The sequence below is a fragment of the Lelliottia nimipressuralis genome (genome assembly GCF_041464075.1).
Lineage (GTDB): Bacteria > Pseudomonadota > Gammaproteobacteria > Enterobacterales > Enterobacteriaceae > Enterobacter > Enterobacter nimipressuralis.
Genome location: NZ_CP167172.1, coordinates 1,755,622 through 1,773,141, shown reverse-complemented (window position 1 = coordinate 1,773,141; position 17,520 = coordinate 1,755,622). Strand labels below are relative to the sequence as shown.

Below are 17,520 nucleotides of genomic sequence, written 5' to 3'. Positions count from 1 at the left end.
TCTTCCATACGAAGAGGGCCGGGAAAATTACAATCCCTTCAAGAGCTTTTCAACAAAATCTGGCACCACAACGCTCGCCAGACCATACTGTTTCTCTTCAAACTCGCTGCCGACCTGGCTCGGTTCCAGATTCAGCTCAACCGTGTGCGCACCGTGCAGCCGTGCTTCATGCACAAAACCCGCCGCCGGATAGACATGCCCTGACGTGCCAATCGCAATAAATACATCTGCCATTGCCAGCGCGCTGTAGATCTCGTCCATACCCAGCGGCATTTCGCCGAACCACACCACGTGTGGACGCAGAGGTGACGGGAACTGACAGCAATGGCACTTGTCATCGAGCGTGATATCACCGGTCCAGTCGAGGACCTGACCGCTCCACGCGCAGCGCACTTTCAGCAGCTCGCCGTGCATGTGGATGATATTGTGATTCCCGGCGCGTTCATGCAGGTTATCGATATTCTGCGTCACCAGCAGAAAGCGGTCGCCCAGCGCCTCTTCCAGCTTCGCCAGCGCCAGATGCGCCGCATTGGGCGCAATCTCCGGCGACTGTAGCTGACGGCGGCGGTCATTATAGAACGTCTGCACCAGCTCAGGATTACGGGCAAAGCCTTCCGGCGTTGCTACGTCTTCGACGCGATGTTCTTCCCACAATCCATCCGTGGCGCGAAACGTCCGGATCCCGGACTCGGCGGAGATCCCCGCCCCGGTCAGTACCACGACTCTTGGCTTTTCCATACCTTCTGGCATCACCCTGTCTCTGAAAAAAATCCGCTGGCGCAAGCGCTCACGCAGGCGGCGTTTATTTTTGCGAAAACGGCTCAGTCGACCTAACCGACGCGACAGCATAAAAACCTCGTATAACTAGCGGGTGAGATGAAGGAATGCCGCACCGCGCATGCCTCCGGCATCCCCATGACGCGCACGTTCAATACGCGGTACGCGGGCGACCGGCAGCAAATGTCGGGGCAGTCGCCCGGACAAATGCTCCGTGATCGCCGAAAAGTTGGATAACCCGCCACCGATCACCAGTAAATCGGGATCGACAATGGTCAGAATATTGCCCAGACACACCGCCAGCAGATCAAGATAGCGCTCAACGTGTTCGCGGGCCTGTTCATCGCCCTGCTCCCACAAGGTGATGATTTCCGGCGCTTCACGTTTCTGATGATAGAAGTGTTCGTAAAGCCATGCAAACCCACGACCGGAAAGATAATTCTCAATGCAACCGTGCTGCCCACAGCCGCAGCGGGTCAGGGGAAAATCACGCCCGACCACCTCCAGCGCATCCACCGGCAGGCGGATATGGCCGAACTCACCGGTAATATAACTGCGACCGGTAATCGGCTTGCCGTTAATGATAATCCCGCCGCCGACGCCCGTCCCCAGAATCAGCCCCATGACTAAAGGGTACTGACGGAACTCATCGTCCCAGGCTTCGGAGAGGGCAAAGCAGTTGGCATCGTTGTCGAGACGCACATCGCGTTCAAGAAGAGCAGAGAGATCGGCGCGCAACGGTTTGCCGCTGGCGGCAGGCACGTTGGCGGCGTAGAGCGTACCGTCGTCGGTTTCCGGCATCCCCGGAATACCGATCCCCACGGAGCCTTTCACGCCAAAACGGGTGTCTGCGTCGGTCACCAGGGCGGCGATCGCGTTCAGAAAATCGTCGTAACTGTCGCGCGGCGTGGGAACACGGGTTTCCCACTGCAATTTGAGCTGTTCATCAAATACGCCGAGCGCAATTTTAGTGCCGCCAATATCAAATCCATAATACATAACGCATTCCTCTTTCTGATTTGGCGGCCCGAAAACCGCTAAATCATGACGTAATTACTGGCCACTTAGCACCCTCGCCGGATCAATTCGGCTTGCGCGACGCGCTGGATACCAGCTTGCCAGCAGACTCAGTAAAAGTGCTGTAACCAGCACATAAATAACGTCCAGCCAGTGCAATTCAGACGGCAGGAAGTCAATAAAATAGATGTCACCCGACAGGAATTGATGACCAATCAGCTTTTCAATGCCGTTGATAATCGGCGTCAGCTGCAGAGAAACCACCACGCCGATCACCACGCCGCAGAGGCTGCCAAACAGACCCGCCAGCAGACCATACCAGACGAAAATGGCACGAATAAGACCGTCTTTCGCGCCCAGCGTGCGCAGAACGGCAATGTCGCTGCTTTTGTCTTTAACGGCCATCACCAGCGTCGAGACGATGTTAAAACAGGCCACGCCAATCACCAGCACCATCGCCAGATACATAATGGCGCGGATCATCTGGATATCGCGATACATATAGCCGTAGGTGCCAATCCAGCTTTTGATATAGACATAGTTGTTGGTCACACCACCGGCGTCGCGCACCAGTTTATTCGCGTTAAAGACGTCGTTGACCTTAATGGCGATACCGGTGACGCTGTCCGCCATATCCAGGTACTGACGCGCATCGTCCAGCGGGACCATCGCAAAGCTATGATCGAGCTGACCGCTCAGGGCTAAAATCCCGGTCACGTGCAGACGCACGCGCTTCGGCTGCTGGAGTTTGTGATCGGCACTGGCGTTCGGGATCATGATCGACACCCAGTCGCCCTGCTTCACCTTCAGCGCATCCGCGACACCTTTGCCGATGATAATCTGCTGCTCACCCGCTTTAAAGTTCGCCCACGCGCCGTTCTGCACAAACTGTGGCAACGCGCTCAAACGCGCCTCCTGCTGCGGATTCACCCCTTTCACCTGAATGGCGCGCAGATTCGCTCCGCTCTCCACCAGGCCGGTAAAGTTGATGTAGGGTGCTGCGGCCACAATGCCCGGCACCTTTTCCACTTTCGTGAGCGCCTCGCTCCAGTGGGTCCACGGCTGATTCACCGGTTCAATTTCGCCGTGCGGAACGACCGCCAGAATGCGGTTATTAAGCTCACGTTCAAAGCCGTTCATCGCGCTTAAGCCGACGATCAGCACCGCCACGCCGAGCGCGATACCCACGGTAGAGATCACGGAAATCAGGGACACCATGCCGCCGCGACGGCGGCCACGGCTAAAGCGCATACCGATCAATAAGGATAACGATGACGCCATTACTCGGCTCCCATCAGGGTCAGTTCCGCCGTCAGACGACCGTCACGCATCTCCAGCTGACGGCTCATGCGTCGCGCCAGCTGCAGATCGTGGGTCACCACCAGGAACGCCGTTCCCTGGGAGGCGTTCAGTTCCCCGAGGAGCTGGAAAATGCTGTCTGCGTTGCGCGCGTCAAGGTTACCGGTCGGTTCGTCCGCCAGCACCAGACGCGGGTTATTCACCAGCGCACGGGCAATCGCCACACGCTGACGTTCGCCACCGGAAAGCTCAGACGGACGATGGTTCCCGCGATGGCCGAGGCCAACGGCTTTCAGCATGTCGCTGGCGCGGGTGTTGATCTCTGCCGGTTTCTTTTTGCCAATCAGCAGCGGCATCGCGACGTTTTCCAGCGCGGTGAAATCAGGCAGCAGGTGGTGGAACTGGTAAATAAAACCAAGGGACTGATTACGCAGATCGGCTTTCGCCGTCGACGTCATTTTGCTCATCGGCTGGCCGGAGAAGATCACATCGCCGGAGGTCGGCGTATCCAGCCCGCCCAGCAGGTGCAGCAAGGTACTTTTGCCCGAGCCGGAGCTACCGACAATCGCCATCATTTCGCCTTCGCCTACGCTGAAACTGACCTCATGCAGGACATCGGTCTGCACGGTGCCTTCCTGATAGCGTTTGGACAGGTTGTCGCATTGCAACAGGATCTTATTCATAACGTAAAGCCTCAGCGGGTTGAGTGGCGGCGGCGCGCCAGGAAGGATAAAGCGTAGAGAGCAGCGCAATGGCCATCGCGACCAGCGCAATACCCACGACCTGCAGCGGCTCGATCGCCACCGGCAGCGCGGCACCGTCGAGCAGAATGCCGATAATCGGCATCAAATTATTGAGCTGGCTGGCGAGCAGCGCACCCAGTACGGCACCCAGCAGCGCCCCGATAATCCCGGCGCTCGCCCCCTGAACCATAAACACCGCCATAATCTGGCGCGGCGTCAGCCCCTGGGTTTGCAGGATCGCCACTTCGCCCTGCTTTTCCATCACCATCAGGCCAAGCGACGTGATGATGTTAAACGCGGCCACGGCGACGATCAGGCTTAGCAGCAGGCCCATCATATTCTTTTCCATGCGCACGGCCTGGAACAGCTCGCCTTTACGCTCGCGCCAGTCCTGCCATTTGGTACCTTCCGGAAGTTTTTGCTCGCTCAGAACGTCCACTTTTAGCGGTTCGTTGAGCCACAAACGCCAGCCGCTGATGTTACCCAACGGATAACGCATCAGGCGGGAGGCGTCCTGAATATTCACCAGCATTTGATAGCCGTCGACTTCGCTGTTAGCGGCGAAGGTGCCGATCACGTTGAACAGGCGCTGGCTCGGCAAGCGCCCCATCGGGGTGAACTGGCTGGCCGACGGCACCATCACGCGCAGCTGATCGCCACGGTTGACGCCAAGCTGTCCGGCGAGCTGCTCGCCGAGAATAACGTTGTATTTGCCCGGCTCAAGATCGGTCTGTTTGACGTTAACCAGATACGGGGTGAGCGGATCTTTCTGCGCCGGATCGATGCCCAGCATCACCCCCACCGACACGCTGCGCGCGCTTTGCAGCACCACGTCACCCGTTGTCAGCGGCGCAATACGGCTGACGCCCTGTAACTTCACGGCGCTTTCGGGCAGCTGTTGCGGATTAATGGAGCCCTGAGAGGAAGAGAGAACCGCCTGCGGCATCAGTCCCAGGATGTTGTTTTGCAGCTCGCGCTCGAAGCCATTCATCACGGACAGAACCGTCACTAAAGCCATCACGCCAAGCGTAATGCCAATAGTGGAAAGCCAGGAGACAAAGCGACCGAAGCGGTCCGCGGCGCGCCCACGCATGTAACGTAAGCCTATAAAGAGTGCGACAGGTTGATACATGAAATCCGTCTGGTTGCTGATAGCAGACCCACGAGTATATAAGCGAATCCGTTAAGCGTAAATGACTGAAACCGTAAGCTTTGGTAATGATTTTGGCGAAAAAACAAGAAAAATCATCAGGCTACTTGTCGATCGGCCTCTCATTACGCCCGCGCCCTTCTCCACCTTTTCTGAAAATCGTCCTGATACAGACTCTTACTGATTACATCTCACGCCGGTTCGCCCAGGATTAACGCCTTCTTTATGGCAAAACAGGTATTAAAGACCGATGAAACAAAAAGCATTATGGATTAATCAGATAAAAGGGCTGTGCATCTGCCTGGTGGTGATTTACCACTCGGTGATCACCTTTTATCCTCATCTAAGCGGGCTACAGCATCCGCTTTCCGGTCTGCTCGCCAAATGCTGGGTCTATTTTAATCTCTATCTCGCACCTTTTCGCATGCCGGTGTTTTTCTTCATTTCGGGCTATTTGATTCGTCGCTACATTGATGACGTCGGCTGGCGGGTCAGCTTCGATAAGCGGATCTGGAGCATCGTCTGGGTACTGGCGCTGTGGGGCGTGTTGCAGTGGCAGGCGCTGAGCCATATTAACGCCTGGCTTGCGCCGGAGCGTGAATTAGCCACCTCTTCCAACGCCGCCTACGCCGGTTCGATAAGCGAATTTATTCGCGGCATGCTCACCGCCAGCACCAGCCTCTGGTATCTGTATGCGCTGATCGTCTATTTCACCCTCTGTAAATTGCTCAGCCGCTGGAAACTGCCGGTGCTCGCGGTGCTGGCCCTGGCGAGCGTGGCGATCAACTTCCTGCCGCTGCCCTGGTGGGGCATGAACAGCGTAGTGCGTAACATGATCTACTACAGTCTCGGTGCCTGGTACGGCGCGCAGCTGATGGAGTGGATGAAAGGGATGGTGATACGCCGCTACTGGCTGCCGATAGTGGCGTTCGGTGGGGTCTCCGTGGTGCTGTGGTTTGCCAACATTCCCCTGCTGCTGTCGCTTCTGTCGATTCTGCTGATTATGAAACTGTTTTACAGCATTGAGCAACGTTACGCCGTCCACCCGAATAATCTGCTGAACATCGTCGGCTCGAACACCATTGCGATCTATACCACGCATCGCATTTTGATCGAAGGTTTTAGCCTGTTCCTGATTGGCGAACTTAACGGCGGTAACTGGCCGGTCTGGGCGGAACTGACCCTGATTCTGGTCTATCCGTTCGTCAGCCTGCTGGTCTGTACGCTGTTCGGACTGGGCGCGCGAAAAGTCTCCAGCGCGCTGTTTGGCGACCTTTTCTTTGCCCCTCCCGCCCGTCTCGCGCCGATTGAGGCGACCCGATAATACTTCCCCTCGCCCTCATTCGAGGGCGAATTCACCCTGTGTGCGGTTCCGGTTTGCTAATGTAAAACGATCAAGGATAATAAAGACATTGCGTATCAGTGATATGCCCCAATACTGTGTTTAGGGTATATATCCATAAGAGATTCTGACAAAGCCATGCCTGAACAATACCGTTATTCCCTGCCCGGCAAAGCGGGTGACCAGCGCCAGCTAGGCGAACTGACGGGCGCCGCCTGCGCCACGCTGGTCGCAGAGATCGCTGAGCGCCACGCGGGCCCGGTGGTGCTGGTTGCCCCCGATATGCAAAACGCGCTCCGTCTGCACGACGAGATCCGCCAGTTTACCGACAGCCTGGTGTTTAACCTGGCCGACTGGGAAACCCTGCCCTACGACAGTTTTTCCCCCCATCAGGAGATTATCTCCTCGCGCCTCTCCACCCTCTATCAGCTGCCGTCGATGCAGCGCGGGGTGTTGATCGTTCCGGTGAATACCCTGATGCAGCGCGTGTGTCCGCACAGCTACCTGCACGGCCACGCGCTGGTGATGAAAAAAGGCCAGCGCCTGTCGCGCGATGCCCTGCGTGCGCAGCTCGACAGCGCAGGCTATCGCCACGTCGACCAGGTGATGGAGCACGGCGAATACGCCACGCGCGGCGCGCTGCTGGATCTCTACCCGATGGGCAGCGATCAGCCGTACCGTCTGGATTTCTTTGATGATGAAATCGACAGCCTGCGGGTATTCGACCCGGACACCCAGCGCACGCTGGAAGAGGTTGAGGCAATCAATTTACTGCCTGCCCACGAATTCCCGACGGACAAAACCGCCATCGAACTGTTCCGCAGCCAGTGGCGCGATAAGTTCGATGTGAAGCGTGACGCCGAGCATATCTATCAGCAGGTGAGCAAAGGCACCCTGCCCGCAGGCATTGAATACTGGCAGCCGCTGTTCTTCAGCGAGCCGCTTCCGGCCCTGTTCAGCTATTTCCCGGCCAAAACCCTGATCGTCAATACCGGCGATCTCGACGCCAGCGCCACCCGCTTTGAGAGCGAAACCCGCGCCCGTTTTGAAAACCGTGGCGTCGACCCGATGCGCCCGCTGTTGCCGCCAGAGCAGCTGTGGTTACGCACCGACGAACTGTTTTCAGAGCTGAAAAAATGGCCGCGCGTACAGCTCAAAACGGAGAGTCTGCCGGACAAAGCCGCGAACACTAACCTGGCGTTTAAGACGCTGCCGGACCTGTCCGTTCAGGCGCAGCAAAAATCGCCACTGGATAATCTGCGCAAGTTTCTCGAATCCTTTACCGGCCCGGTGATTTTCTCGGTCGAAAGTGAGGGCCGTCGCGAGGCGCTGGGCGAACTGCTGGCGCGCATCAAAGTGTCGCCAAAACGGATCCTGCGTCTCGACGAAGCCGCCGATAACGGCCGCTATCTGATGATTGGCTCTGCCGAGCACGGTTTTATCGATACCCTGAATAATCGGGCGCTGATCTGCGAAAGCGATCTCCTTGGCGAGCGCGTGGCGCGTCGTCGACAGGACAATCGTCGCACCATTAACCCGGACACACTGATTCGCAACCTGGCCGAGCTGCACGTCGGCCAGCCGATTGTGCATCTCGAGCACGGCGTGGGACGCTACGCGGGAATGACCACCCTCGAAGCGGGCGGGATCACCGCCGAATATCTGATGATCACCTATCTCGGTGACGCAAAACTCTATGTCCCGGTCTCCTCTCTGCATCTGATCAGCCGCTACGCCGGTGGCGCGGAAGAGAGCGCTCCGCTGCATAAACTGGGCAGCGATGCCTGGACCCGCGCGCGGCAGAAAGCCGCCGAAAAAGTGCGTGATGTGGCGGCCGAGCTGCTGGATATTTACGCCCAGCGCGCAGCGAAATCCGGCTATGCCTTCAAACACGATAAAGACCAGTATCAGCTGTTCTGCGACAGCTTCCCGTTTGAAACCACGCCGGATCAGGCTCAGGCCATCAACGCTGTCTTAAGCGATATGTGTCAGCCACTGGCGATGGACCGTCTGGTGTGCGGCGACGTCGGCTTCGGCAAAACCGAAGTGGCGATGCGCGCGACCTTCCTCGCCGTCGAAAACAACAAACAGGTTGCTGTGCTGGTGCCCACCACGCTGCTGGCGCAACAGCACTACGACAACTTCCGCGACCGCTTTGCCAACTGGCCGGTGCGCATTGAGATGCTGTCGCGTTTTCGCAGCGCCAAAGAGCAGACGCAGATTCTGGAGCAGGCAAGCGTTGGTAAAATCGACATTCTGATCGGCACCCACAAGCTGCTGCAAAGCGACGTGAAGTGGAAAGATTTGGGCCTGCTGATTGTCGATGAAGAGCACCGCTTCGGCGTGCGTCACAAAGAGCGGATCAAAGCGATGCGCGCGGATGTGGATATCCTGACCCTCACCGCGACCCCGATCCCGCGTACGCTGAATATGGCGATGAGCGGGATGCGCGATCTGTCGATCATTGCCACTCCACCGGCCCGTCGTCTGGCGGTGAAAACTTTTGTCCGCGAGTACGACAGCCTGGTAGTGCGCGAGGCGATTCTGCGTGAAGTCCTGCGCGGCGGCCAGGTGTACTACCTCTATAACGACGTGGAAAATATCCAGAAAGCGGCGGATAAGCTGGCGGAACTGGTGCCGGAGGCGCGCATTGCCATCGGCCACGGCCAGATGCGCGAGCGCGAGCTGGAGCGGGTGATGAACGATTTCCATCACCAGCGTTTCAACGTGCTGGTCTGTACCACCATTATCGAAACCGGGATCGACATTCCGACGGCGAATACCATCATTATCGAACGGGCCGATCACTTTGGCCTGGCGCAGCTCCACCAGCTGCGCGGTCGTGTCGGGCGTTCTCACCATCAGGCCTACGCCTGGCTGCTGACGCCACACCCGAAAGCGATGACCACTGACGCGCAAAAGCGTCTGGAAGCCATCGCTTCGCTGGAAGATCTGGGTGCAGGTTTTGCACTGGCGACCCACGATCTGGAGATCCGCGGCGCAGGCGAGCTGCTCGGTGAAGACCAGAGCGGATCGATGGAAACCATCGGCTTCTCGCTTTACATGGAGCTGCTGGAAAACGCCGTCGATGCGCTGAAAGCGGGACGCGAACCGTCGCTGGAAGATCTCACCAGCCAGCAAACGGAAGTGGAACTGCGGATGCCATCCCTGCTGCCGGACGATTTTATCCCGGACGTCAACACGCGGCTGTCATTCTACAAACGCATCGCCAGTGCTAAAAATGAGGCGGAGCTTGAGGAGATCAAAGTCGAGCTGATCGACCGCTTTGGCCTGCTGCCGGATGCAGCGCGCAACCTGCTGGATATCGCGCGTCTGCGCCAGCTGGCTCAGAAACTGGGTATTCGCAAGCTGGAAGGCAATGATAAAGGCGGTGTGATTGAGTTTGCCGAGAAGAACCACGTCGACCCAATGTGGCTCATCGGCCTGCTGCAGAAGCAACCGCAGCACTTCCGCCTTGATGGGCCGACGCGTCTGAAGTTCATGCAAGAACTGAGCGACCGCAAAACGCGGATGGAATGGGTCCGTAACTTTATGCGCCAGCTCGAAGAGAACGCGGCGGCGTAACCCTGTGGCCGGGCGGCGATATCACCGCCCGGCCATTAATTTACAAACTCTTTGCACTTCTCCTGATTTCCCGACACGCCCCCTGGTCATAATCATCAATTAACTTTTGAATAACAATAACCTTAGTATTTCCATGGAATTGAGTGATGATGACTCTGCGTTTTACTCGCTGGATAACCCTGATTGCCCTCGCGGCGACCGTCGCCCTCGCCCTGCCCGCGCGTGCGAATACCTGGCCGCTGCCCCCTGCCGGAAGTCGTCTGGTGGGCGAAAACCGTTTTCACGTCGTAGAAAATGACGGCGGTTCGCTGGAGGCGATAGCCAAAAAATATAACGTCGGTTTTCTGGCGTTACTGCAGGCTAACCCGGGCGTTGATCCCTACGTGCCACGCCCTGGCAGCGTGCTGACTATCCCGTTGCAAACCCTGTTACCTGACGCGCCGCGCGAAGGTTTGGTGATTAACCTCGCCGAACTGCGCCTCTACTATTACCCGCCGGGTAAAAACGAGGTGACGGTCTACCCTATCGGAATTGGTCAGTTGGGCGGCGACACCTTAACGCCGACCATGGTGACCACCGTTTCGGATAAACGCGCCAACCCGACCTGGACGCCGACGGCCAATATCCGCGCACGTTATAAAGCCCAGGGCATTGATCTGCCCGCTGTGGTTCCGGCAGGTCCGGATAACCCAATGGGCCATCACGCGATTCGCCTGGCGGCCTACGGCGGCGTCTATTTGCTGCATGGAACCAACGCGGACTTTGGCATCGGCATGCGCGTCAGCTCAGGCTGCATTCGCCTGCGCGACGGCGATATCGAGACGCTGTTCCGCGTGATTACCCCAGGCACGAAGGTCAATATCATCAATACGCCGATAAAAGTGTCGGAAGAGCCGGGCGGAAAACGTCTGGTAGAGATCCACCAGCCGCTGTCGAAAAACATTGGCGACGATCCGCAAACGCTGCCGATTGTCCTGAACGCAGCAATGCAAAACTTCAAAGCGCGCGCGGACAGCGCGGTGATGGAAAAAGCGATGGACGTGCGCTCGGGTATGCCGGTGGATGTGACGCCGCATCACGACGTGGCTCAGCAAGCGCTTTAAAGCACAAGAGACAAAAAAGGCCCTGCGAAATCGCAGGGCCTTTTTTTTAGCAGTGGCTTTATGAGGGTTAAGCCAGGCTTATTTGTAGATAACCGCAGTACCGTGCAGGGTGTTCGGACCGGTCACAGAGGTGATGCGGAAAGATTTCGCACCCATGGCGTCGGCTTTCTGCGCTAACTGATCTTCCAGTGAGCTCAGGTTGGTCCCTGCGTTGGCAGAGATGGTGCCCACTTTCTGCTGGTCAGCAGGGGTGGATTGCACTTCGACAGCCGCGAAGCTGGCAAATGACAGAGAACTCAGTACAGCAGCAGCGATGAGGGTATTGATGGTTTTCATGATAAATAGCCTTTAACAGATGAATTTGGGAGGTCGTTAGTTATTTACTTAACGATCGATAGGTAAATGATAGTTGTGATCCAGGTCACACGTCAACATAATTTTATAACGACCATTAAATTAATTTTAAACCTCTTATTTTTCATACCCATATGATTAATTTATTTTTGTGAAATGAGTGCTGGTCGGCGCAGGCTATTATTTTTATAATGGTCATTCAACAAACCAACAAAGGTACAACGGCACATGACAACCGACGTCACGAGTTGCGCAAAAAAAAGCCGTGGCCGACCGAAAGTGTTCGACAGGGATGCGGCGCTCGATAAGGCCATGACACTCTTCTGGCAGCATGGGTATGAAGCCACCTCGCTCTCCGACCTGGTCGAAGCGACAGGTGCGAAAGCCCCCACGCTGTATGCAGAATTCACCAATAAAGAAGGCCTGTTCCGCGCAGTGCTGGATCGCTATATCGCGCGCTTTGCGGCCAAACATGAAGCCCAGCTATTCTGCGAAGAAAAAACCGTTGAACAGGCTTTGCAGGATTATTTCGCGGCTATCTCCGCCTGCTTTACCAGCAAAGATACGCCTGCGGGCTGCTTTATGATTAACACCTCCGCCACGCTTGCCGCCGCGTCGAAAGACATTGCGAATACCGTGAAATCGCGCCACGCCATGCAGGAAGAGACTCTGGGCGCGTTTTTAAGCCAACGCCAAAAGCGGGGTGAAATTCCGGCGCACTGCGATACCGTCGAACTGACGCAATTTTTAAGCTGCGTCCTGCAGGGGATGTCCATCAGCGCGCGTGAAGGCGCAAGCCTTGAAAAGCTGCAAAGCATTTCTCGCACCACGCTGCGCCTGTGGCCTGAACTGCTGAAACTCTGATTATCAGGGCGGGCAACCGCCCTTTTCTTTTTCCTTCCCCTTTTCCCCTCTCGTTTTCACGTTCTCACCTGTAAACCCTCTTATTTCAGCGGGTTGATAATGAGACTCTTTATCGGCAAAATTCGCGTTTACATTTGTTTCACAATGTTTCCATTGTGTGATTTGACCTGCCGATAACAAAGAGCAAAAGCTCAACAAGGAATGATGATGAAAAAGAGCCTCTGGGTGCTCAACCCTGTCCTGCTGGCCATCGCGATGCCGCTGTATGCAGAACAAAAGAACGAAGAAAATCTGGTTGTCAGCGCCAACCGCAGCCACCGCACCGTCGCCGAAATGGCGCAGACCACGTGGATCATTGAAGGTCAGGAGATTGAACAGCAGGTTCAGGGCGGGAAAGAGTTTAAAGATATTCTCGGCCAGCTGATCCCAGGGATGGACGTCAGCAGCCAGGGGCGCACCAACTATGGCATGAACATGCGCGGTCGCGCTATCGTCGTGCTGATTGACGGCGTACGGCTGAACTCCTCGCGAACCGACAGCCGCCAGCTCGATTCCATTGATCCGTTTAATATCGAACATATCGAAGTCATCTCCGGCTCGACGTCACTCTACGGAGGCGGCAGTACCGGCGGGCTGATCAATATCGTCACCAAAAAAGGTCAGCCGGAGACCCAGGTTGATCTGGAACTGGGCGGAAAAAGCGGCTTTAACAACAGTGACGATCGCGACGAGCGCGTGGCGGCGGCCGTTAGCGGCGGCAATGATAACGCCTCGGGCCGTCTGTCTGTGGCGTATCAGCGCTTCGGCGGCTGGTACGATGGCAATGGCGATGCGCTGACCTTCGACAACACCCAGACGGGTTTGCAACACTCCGATCGTCTGGATGTGATGGGAACCGGCACCATTGAAATTGACGAGACCCGTCAGCTGCAGCTGGTGACCCAGTATTACAAAAGCCAGGGCGACGACGATTACGGGCTTTACCTGGACAAGAACATGAGCGCCGTGACCGGGAACGGCACGGCCCGCACGTCCAAAGGCTTTAGCTCAGATCGTATTCCTGGCACCGAGCGTCATCTCGTCAGCCTGCAATATTCCGATACGGATTTCTGGGGTCAGGAGCTGGTCGGGCAGATCTATTATCGCGACGAATCCCTGCGTTTTTACCCGTTCCCGACGGTGGCCAAAGGTGACATCACCAGTTTCTCCGCCTCCGAGCAGAACACGGATCAGTACGGCGCGAAGCTGACCTTAAACAGCACTCCGCTTGACGGCTGGCAGCTCACCTGGGGTATTGATGCCGACCATGAAACCTTCGATTCCAACCAGATGTTCTTCGACCTCGCCGATTCCGTCCCTTCCGGCGGGATGAATAATCAGTCGGCCTACAGCACCGGGCGCTATCCGGGCTACAGCATCACCAATTTCGCTCCATTCCTGCAAAACAGCTATGACATTAACGAGGTGTTTACCCTCAGCGGTGGCGTGCGCTATCAGTGGACGGAAAACCGCGTCGATGATTTCATCGGCTATACCCAGCAGCAGACCATTGCCAAAGGCGGCGCGCGCTCTGCGGATGCTATTCCGGGCGGGAAAACGGATTACGATAATGTCCTGTTTAACGCCGGGATCCTGGCGCACCTGACCGAGCGTCAGCAGGTCTGGTTTAACTTCTCTCAGGGCGTGGAACTGCCTGACCCGGGAAAATATTACGGTAACGGTAGCTATAGCAAACCTGATGCCCAGGGCCATCTGGCGCTGCTGAAAAGCGTTAACCCGAACGATGCAAAGCTCGAAGGGATTAAGGTCGACTCCTACGAGCTGGGCTGGCGTTTTACGGGCGACCAGCTGCGCACACAGATTGCGGCCTATTACTCCTTGTCGGATAAATCCATTGATATCAACCGCGCCGACATGACTATCGACGTGAATCCGCAGAAGCGGCGCATCTACGGTGTGGAAGGCGCAGTGGATTACTTTATTCCTGAGAGCGACTGGAGTCTCGGCGGGAATGTTAACGTCCTGAAGTCAGAGATTAAAACCAACGGTTCCTGGGAAAAATGGGATGTGACTCAGGCGTCGCCATCCAAAGCGACGGCCTACGTCGGCTGGGCACCGGAGCCGTGGGCGCTGCGCCTGCAAACGCAGCAGGCCTTTGATCTGAGCGATGCGGCGGGCAATAAGCTGAACGGTTATAACACCGTTGATTTCATCGGCAGCTACCAGCTTCCGCTCGGTAAACTGTCGTTTAGCGTCGAAAACCTGCTGGATAAAGAGTACACCACCGTCTGGGGACAGCGCGCTCCGTTGCTCTACAGCCCAACTTACGGGAATGCGGCGCTGTACGAGTATAAAGGCCGTGGACGCACCTTCGGTCTGAACTACGCCCTGACCTTCTGACAGGTAAAAAAAAGGCTCCTCAGCCTGAGCGTTTGAGGAGCCAAATTAATAATACCGCTTTTTTTACACCTTGTTATTCAGAACCAGCTGACCGTTACTGTCGAGTGGGATCTGAGTGCCAGGATCTTTATCCATGCGGATTTTCCCCTGCTGATCGCCAATCTTGTAGGTCACATCGTAGCCGAGCATTTTTTCTGATTTGTCGTACACCGTTTTACAACGCTGCTGCGTCGTGGTGTAGGTGTCGTTGTCTTGCATCGCGCCCTGAACCTGGTGACCGGCATAGCCGCCACCCAGTGCGCCGACGACGGTCGCGACATCTTTCCCGCGTCCCCCACCGAACTGATGACCAATCACACCACCCGCAACCGCACCCAGCACTGAGCCTGCGATACGGTTTTCATCCTGTACCGGACGACGGTGAGTTACCGCCACGTTGCGGCACTCCTGACGAGGGGTTTTCACCGACTCGGTAATCGGGGTGGCAGAAACAACCTGAGCATACTGCGGGCCGCGTTCGAACACGTTCAGACTGGCCACTGCTGCCACGCCCAGCGCTGCAGCCACGCCAATCCCTATACCCGCCAACATAGATTTATTCACGGGGCTTCCTCCTTTGTTGCTATTGGTAACAATTTTGCAATCGAAGAGTGTGTTCGCCAATCGGAATAACGCTCAAAAAGAGAGAGGTAAAATGAAAAGGGACGCGTTTCAGAGAACTCTTAAGCACTCTGACGAAGATTGTCAGCAGGAAATGCTAAAAAGTCCCTCCGGGAGCCGGAGGGACTGAAAGATTAGTGCAGTTTGAGGCGAGGACGGATCACGCGGTTGATACTGCCTACCAGCATCATTAGCCCGGTCTTGAAGTAACCGTGCAGCGCGACCTGATGCATACGGTACAGCGAGATGTAAACGAAGCGCGCGATACGCCCTTCAACCATCATCGAGCCGCGCATCAAGTTACCCATCAGACTGCCCACGGTGGAGAAGTTAGACAGGGAGACCAGCGAGCCATGGTCTTTATAGACGTAGGACTTCATCGCTTTGCCTTTGGTCTGCGCCAGAATGTTGTGCAGCGCAAGGCTTGCCATCTGGTGCGCGGCCTGCGCGCGAGGAGGCACGAATCCACCTTCAGGACGTGCGCAGGAGGCGCAGTCGCCGATGGCGAAGATGTCCGGATCGCGTGTGGTCTGGAGCGTCGGCTCCACTACCAGCTGGTTGATACGGTTGGTTTCCAGTCCGCCAATCTCTTTCATGAAATCAGGCGCTTTAATACCCGCCGCCCAGACCATTAGATCGGCCTGAATATACTCGCCGTCTTTGGTGTGCAGGCCGCCGGTATCGGCGCTGGTGACCATGGTTTGCGTCAGAACGCGCACGCCCATTTTGGTCAGCTCGTTATGCGCCGCGCCGGAAATACGCGGTGGCAGCGCAGGCAGAATGCGTTCACCCGCTTCGACCAGCGTCACGTTCAGCGCTTCGTTGGTCAGCCCTTTGTAACCGTAGCTGTGCAGCTGTTTCACCGCGTTGTGCAGTTCCGCTGAAAGCTCAACGCCCGTCGCCCCGCCGCCGACAATCGCGATATTCACTTTGCCGCTCGCACCGAGATTGTTGGAGTATTTCAGGAACAGGTTCAGCATTTCCTGATGGAAACGACGTGCCTGATGCGGGTTATCCAGGAAGATGCAGTTTTCTTTCACGCCTGGCGTGTTGAAGTCGTTCGAGGTGCTTCCCAGCGCCATCACCAGCGTGTCGTACGGCAGCTTGCGCTCAGGCACCAGCAGCTCGCCTTTCTCGTCACGCAGCTCGGCCAGGGTGATGGTTTTGCTTTCGCGGTTGATATCCATCACGGAGCCCAGCTGGAACTGGAAATCGTGATTACGCGCATGCGCCAGATAGCTTAGGGCATCAACACCTTCGTCCAGTGAACCGGTGGCCACTTCATGCAGCAACGGTTTCCACAGATGGCTGTGGTTACGATCGACCAGCGTAATTTTGGCTTTTTTGCCACGGCCCAGCTTTTTGCCGAGTTGCGTAGCCAGCTCCAGCCCACCTGCGCCGCCGCCTACAATTACTATCTTTTTCAATGGCGTAGTCAATGTGACCCCCTCAAATTATTAACCAATTGTTAATTAAAAGTTATGATAATAACCCTTAATTAACAACAGGTTACAGCACTGAAACCATTCAGGTGCATTGAGAATAACACGCCAGGCGCATTGGTCATACCAAAATTGATATGAATCAAGTTTTGATGATTTAAATTTGTACAATTGTAGCAAAAGAGAAAGCCCGGCTCGCTTGCGCGGCCGGGCCTGGAGTCGTTCAGAGGGGGTTTAGCCCAGGGTCTTGAAAGCTTTGATGCGCTGAAGATGCGGGGAGATATTTTTGAATTTGTGGGTCTGCTCTTCGTCCCAGACAATTTCATAATAGTGGTGCAGCAGCTCCGCAGCGCGGTGATTATCCAGCGCCTCGTCGTTGCGGGAGAGGATCGCCATGCAGCGGTCGCGGTTCTTCTCGCGGAAGTTACTGACGCATTTGGTGGCGATATCCACGTACTCTTCCGGGCGGTCGATCTTGCCTTCCATGTTCTCGTTAGGGAACAAATTCGGATTGAACACCACCTGGCGAATATCGCAGAGAAAGCCGATCCGCTCTGCCCAGTAGCCTCCGAGGCCCACACCGCAAATCAGCGGGCGATCGTCGACGTTGAGCTGCAGCATCTTGTCCACTTCTTTGAGCAGATGCGCCATATCGTGTTTCGGATGGCGCGTGCTGTAGCTAATCAGCCGCACGTCCGGGTCGATGAACTGCAGTTGCAGCACTTTCTCATGATTACCAGGACTGTTCGAATCAAAACCGTGCAAATAAATGATCATTGTTTCC

Annotated in this window: 14 protein-coding genes; 5 read left to right on the top strand and 9 right to left on the bottom strand. The window is 56.2% G+C overall.

All coding sequences use genetic code 11. The features are described from left to right. Positions 1-27 precede the first annotated feature (27 nt). The 5 genes from cobB to lolC are packed head-to-tail and all read right to left on the bottom strand — an operon-like array spanning position 28 to position 4,968. Complete coding sequence (cobB, locus tag ACB496_RS08235; protein ID WP_102103460.1) at positions 28-849, bottom strand: Sir2 family NAD+-dependent deacetylase; 822 nt, start codon at positions 847-849, stop codon at positions 28-30. 15 nt (positions 850-864) lie between these two features. Beyond that, entirely contained in the window at positions 865-1,776 is a 912-nt protein-coding gene (nagK, locus tag ACB496_RS08230; RefSeq protein ID WP_123429091.1) for an N-acetylglucosamine kinase, read from the bottom strand. A gap of 54 nt (positions 1,777-1,830) precedes the next feature. After that, positions 1,831-3,075 carry a lipoprotein-releasing ABC transporter permease subunit LolE gene (gene lolE, locus ACB496_RS08225; RefSeq protein ID WP_102103458.1) on the bottom strand — a complete coding sequence of 415 codons (1,245 nt, stop codon included), beginning with the start codon at positions 3,073-3,075 and terminating at the stop codon, positions 1,831-1,833. Next, complete coding sequence (gene lolD / locus ACB496_RS08220) at positions 3,075-3,776, bottom strand: lipoprotein-releasing ABC transporter ATP-binding protein LolD (RefSeq protein ID WP_100780561.1); 702 nt, start codon at positions 3,774-3,776, stop codon at positions 3,075-3,077. The genes lolE and lolD overlap by 1 nt, the downstream gene beginning before the upstream one ends. Beyond that, positions 3,769-4,968 carry a lipoprotein-releasing ABC transporter permease subunit LolC gene (gene lolC / locus ACB496_RS08215; protein ID WP_100780562.1) on the bottom strand — a complete coding sequence of 400 codons (1,200 nt, stop codon included), beginning with the start codon at positions 4,966-4,968 and terminating at the stop codon, positions 3,769-3,771. The genes lolD and lolC overlap by 8 nt, the downstream gene beginning before the upstream one ends. A gap of 268 nt (positions 4,969-5,236) precedes the next feature. Between lolC and ACB496_RS08210 the strand changes: the two genes are divergently transcribed. The 3 genes from ACB496_RS08210 to ACB496_RS08200 all read left to right on the top strand — a co-directional run bounded on the left by ACB496_RS08210 (position 5,237) and on the right by ACB496_RS08200 (position 11,016). Continuing rightward, positions 5,237-6,310, top strand: a complete 1,074-nt coding sequence (locus ACB496_RS08210; protein WP_371974948.1) for an acyltransferase family protein — start codon at positions 5,237-5,239, stop codon at positions 6,308-6,310. Between the two features lie 156 nt (positions 6,311-6,466). After that, the gene (mfd, locus tag ACB496_RS08205; RefSeq protein WP_371974947.1) at positions 6,467-9,913 is read left to right on the top strand and encodes a transcription-repair coupling factor; all 3,447 of its coding nucleotides are present in this window, start codon (positions 6,467-6,469) and stop codon (positions 9,911-9,913) included. 143 nt (positions 9,914-10,056) lie between these two features. After that, complete coding sequence (locus tag ACB496_RS08200) at positions 10,057-11,016, top strand: L,D-transpeptidase family protein (protein WP_371974946.1); 960 nt, start codon at positions 10,057-10,059, stop codon at positions 11,014-11,016. A gap of 78 nt (positions 11,017-11,094) precedes the next feature. Here ACB496_RS08200 and bhsA read toward each other — a convergent pair whose 3' ends face one another. Continuing rightward, entirely contained in the window at positions 11,095-11,352 is a 258-nt protein-coding gene (gene bhsA / locus ACB496_RS08195) for a multiple stress resistance protein BhsA (RefSeq protein WP_100780566.1), read from the bottom strand. A 246-nt stretch (positions 11,353-11,598) separates the two neighbouring features. On the opposite strand from bhsA, the gene comR reads away from it, so the two are divergent. Both comR and ACB496_RS08185 read left to right on the top strand, forming a co-directional pair. Continuing rightward, on the top strand, positions 11,599-12,234 hold the full coding sequence (comR, locus tag ACB496_RS08190; RefSeq protein ID WP_100780567.1) for a TetR family copper-responsive transcriptional repressor ComR: 636 nt from the start codon (positions 11,599-11,601) through the stop codon (positions 12,232-12,234). 207 nt (positions 12,235-12,441) lie between these two features. After that, positions 12,442-14,634: a TonB-dependent siderophore receptor gene (locus ACB496_RS08185; protein WP_314520115.1), complete on the top strand. Its 2,193-nt coding sequence runs from the start codon at positions 12,442-12,444 to the stop codon at positions 14,632-14,634. Between the two features lie 63 nt (positions 14,635-14,697). Here ACB496_RS08185 and ACB496_RS08180 read toward each other — a convergent pair whose 3' ends face one another. The 3 genes from ACB496_RS08180 to ycfP all read right to left on the bottom strand — a co-directional run bounded on the left by ACB496_RS08180 (position 14,698) and on the right by ycfP (position 17,513). Further along, positions 14,698-15,237 carry a glycine zipper 2TM domain-containing protein gene (locus ACB496_RS08180; RefSeq protein WP_100780569.1) on the bottom strand — a complete coding sequence of 180 codons (540 nt, stop codon included), beginning with the start codon at positions 15,235-15,237 and terminating at the stop codon, positions 14,698-14,700. A gap of 191 nt (positions 15,238-15,428) precedes the next feature. Then, positions 15,429-16,733: an NAD(P)/FAD-dependent oxidoreductase gene (locus ACB496_RS08175; RefSeq protein ID WP_100780570.1), complete on the bottom strand. Its 1,305-nt coding sequence runs from the start codon at positions 16,731-16,733 to the stop codon at positions 15,429-15,431. A 237-nt stretch (positions 16,734-16,970) separates the two neighbouring features. Continuing rightward, complete coding sequence (ycfP, locus tag ACB496_RS08170; RefSeq protein WP_100780571.1) at positions 16,971-17,513, bottom strand: alpha/beta hydrolase YcfP; 543 nt, start codon at positions 17,511-17,513, stop codon at positions 16,971-16,973. Positions 17,514-17,520: the final 7 nt, after the last annotated feature.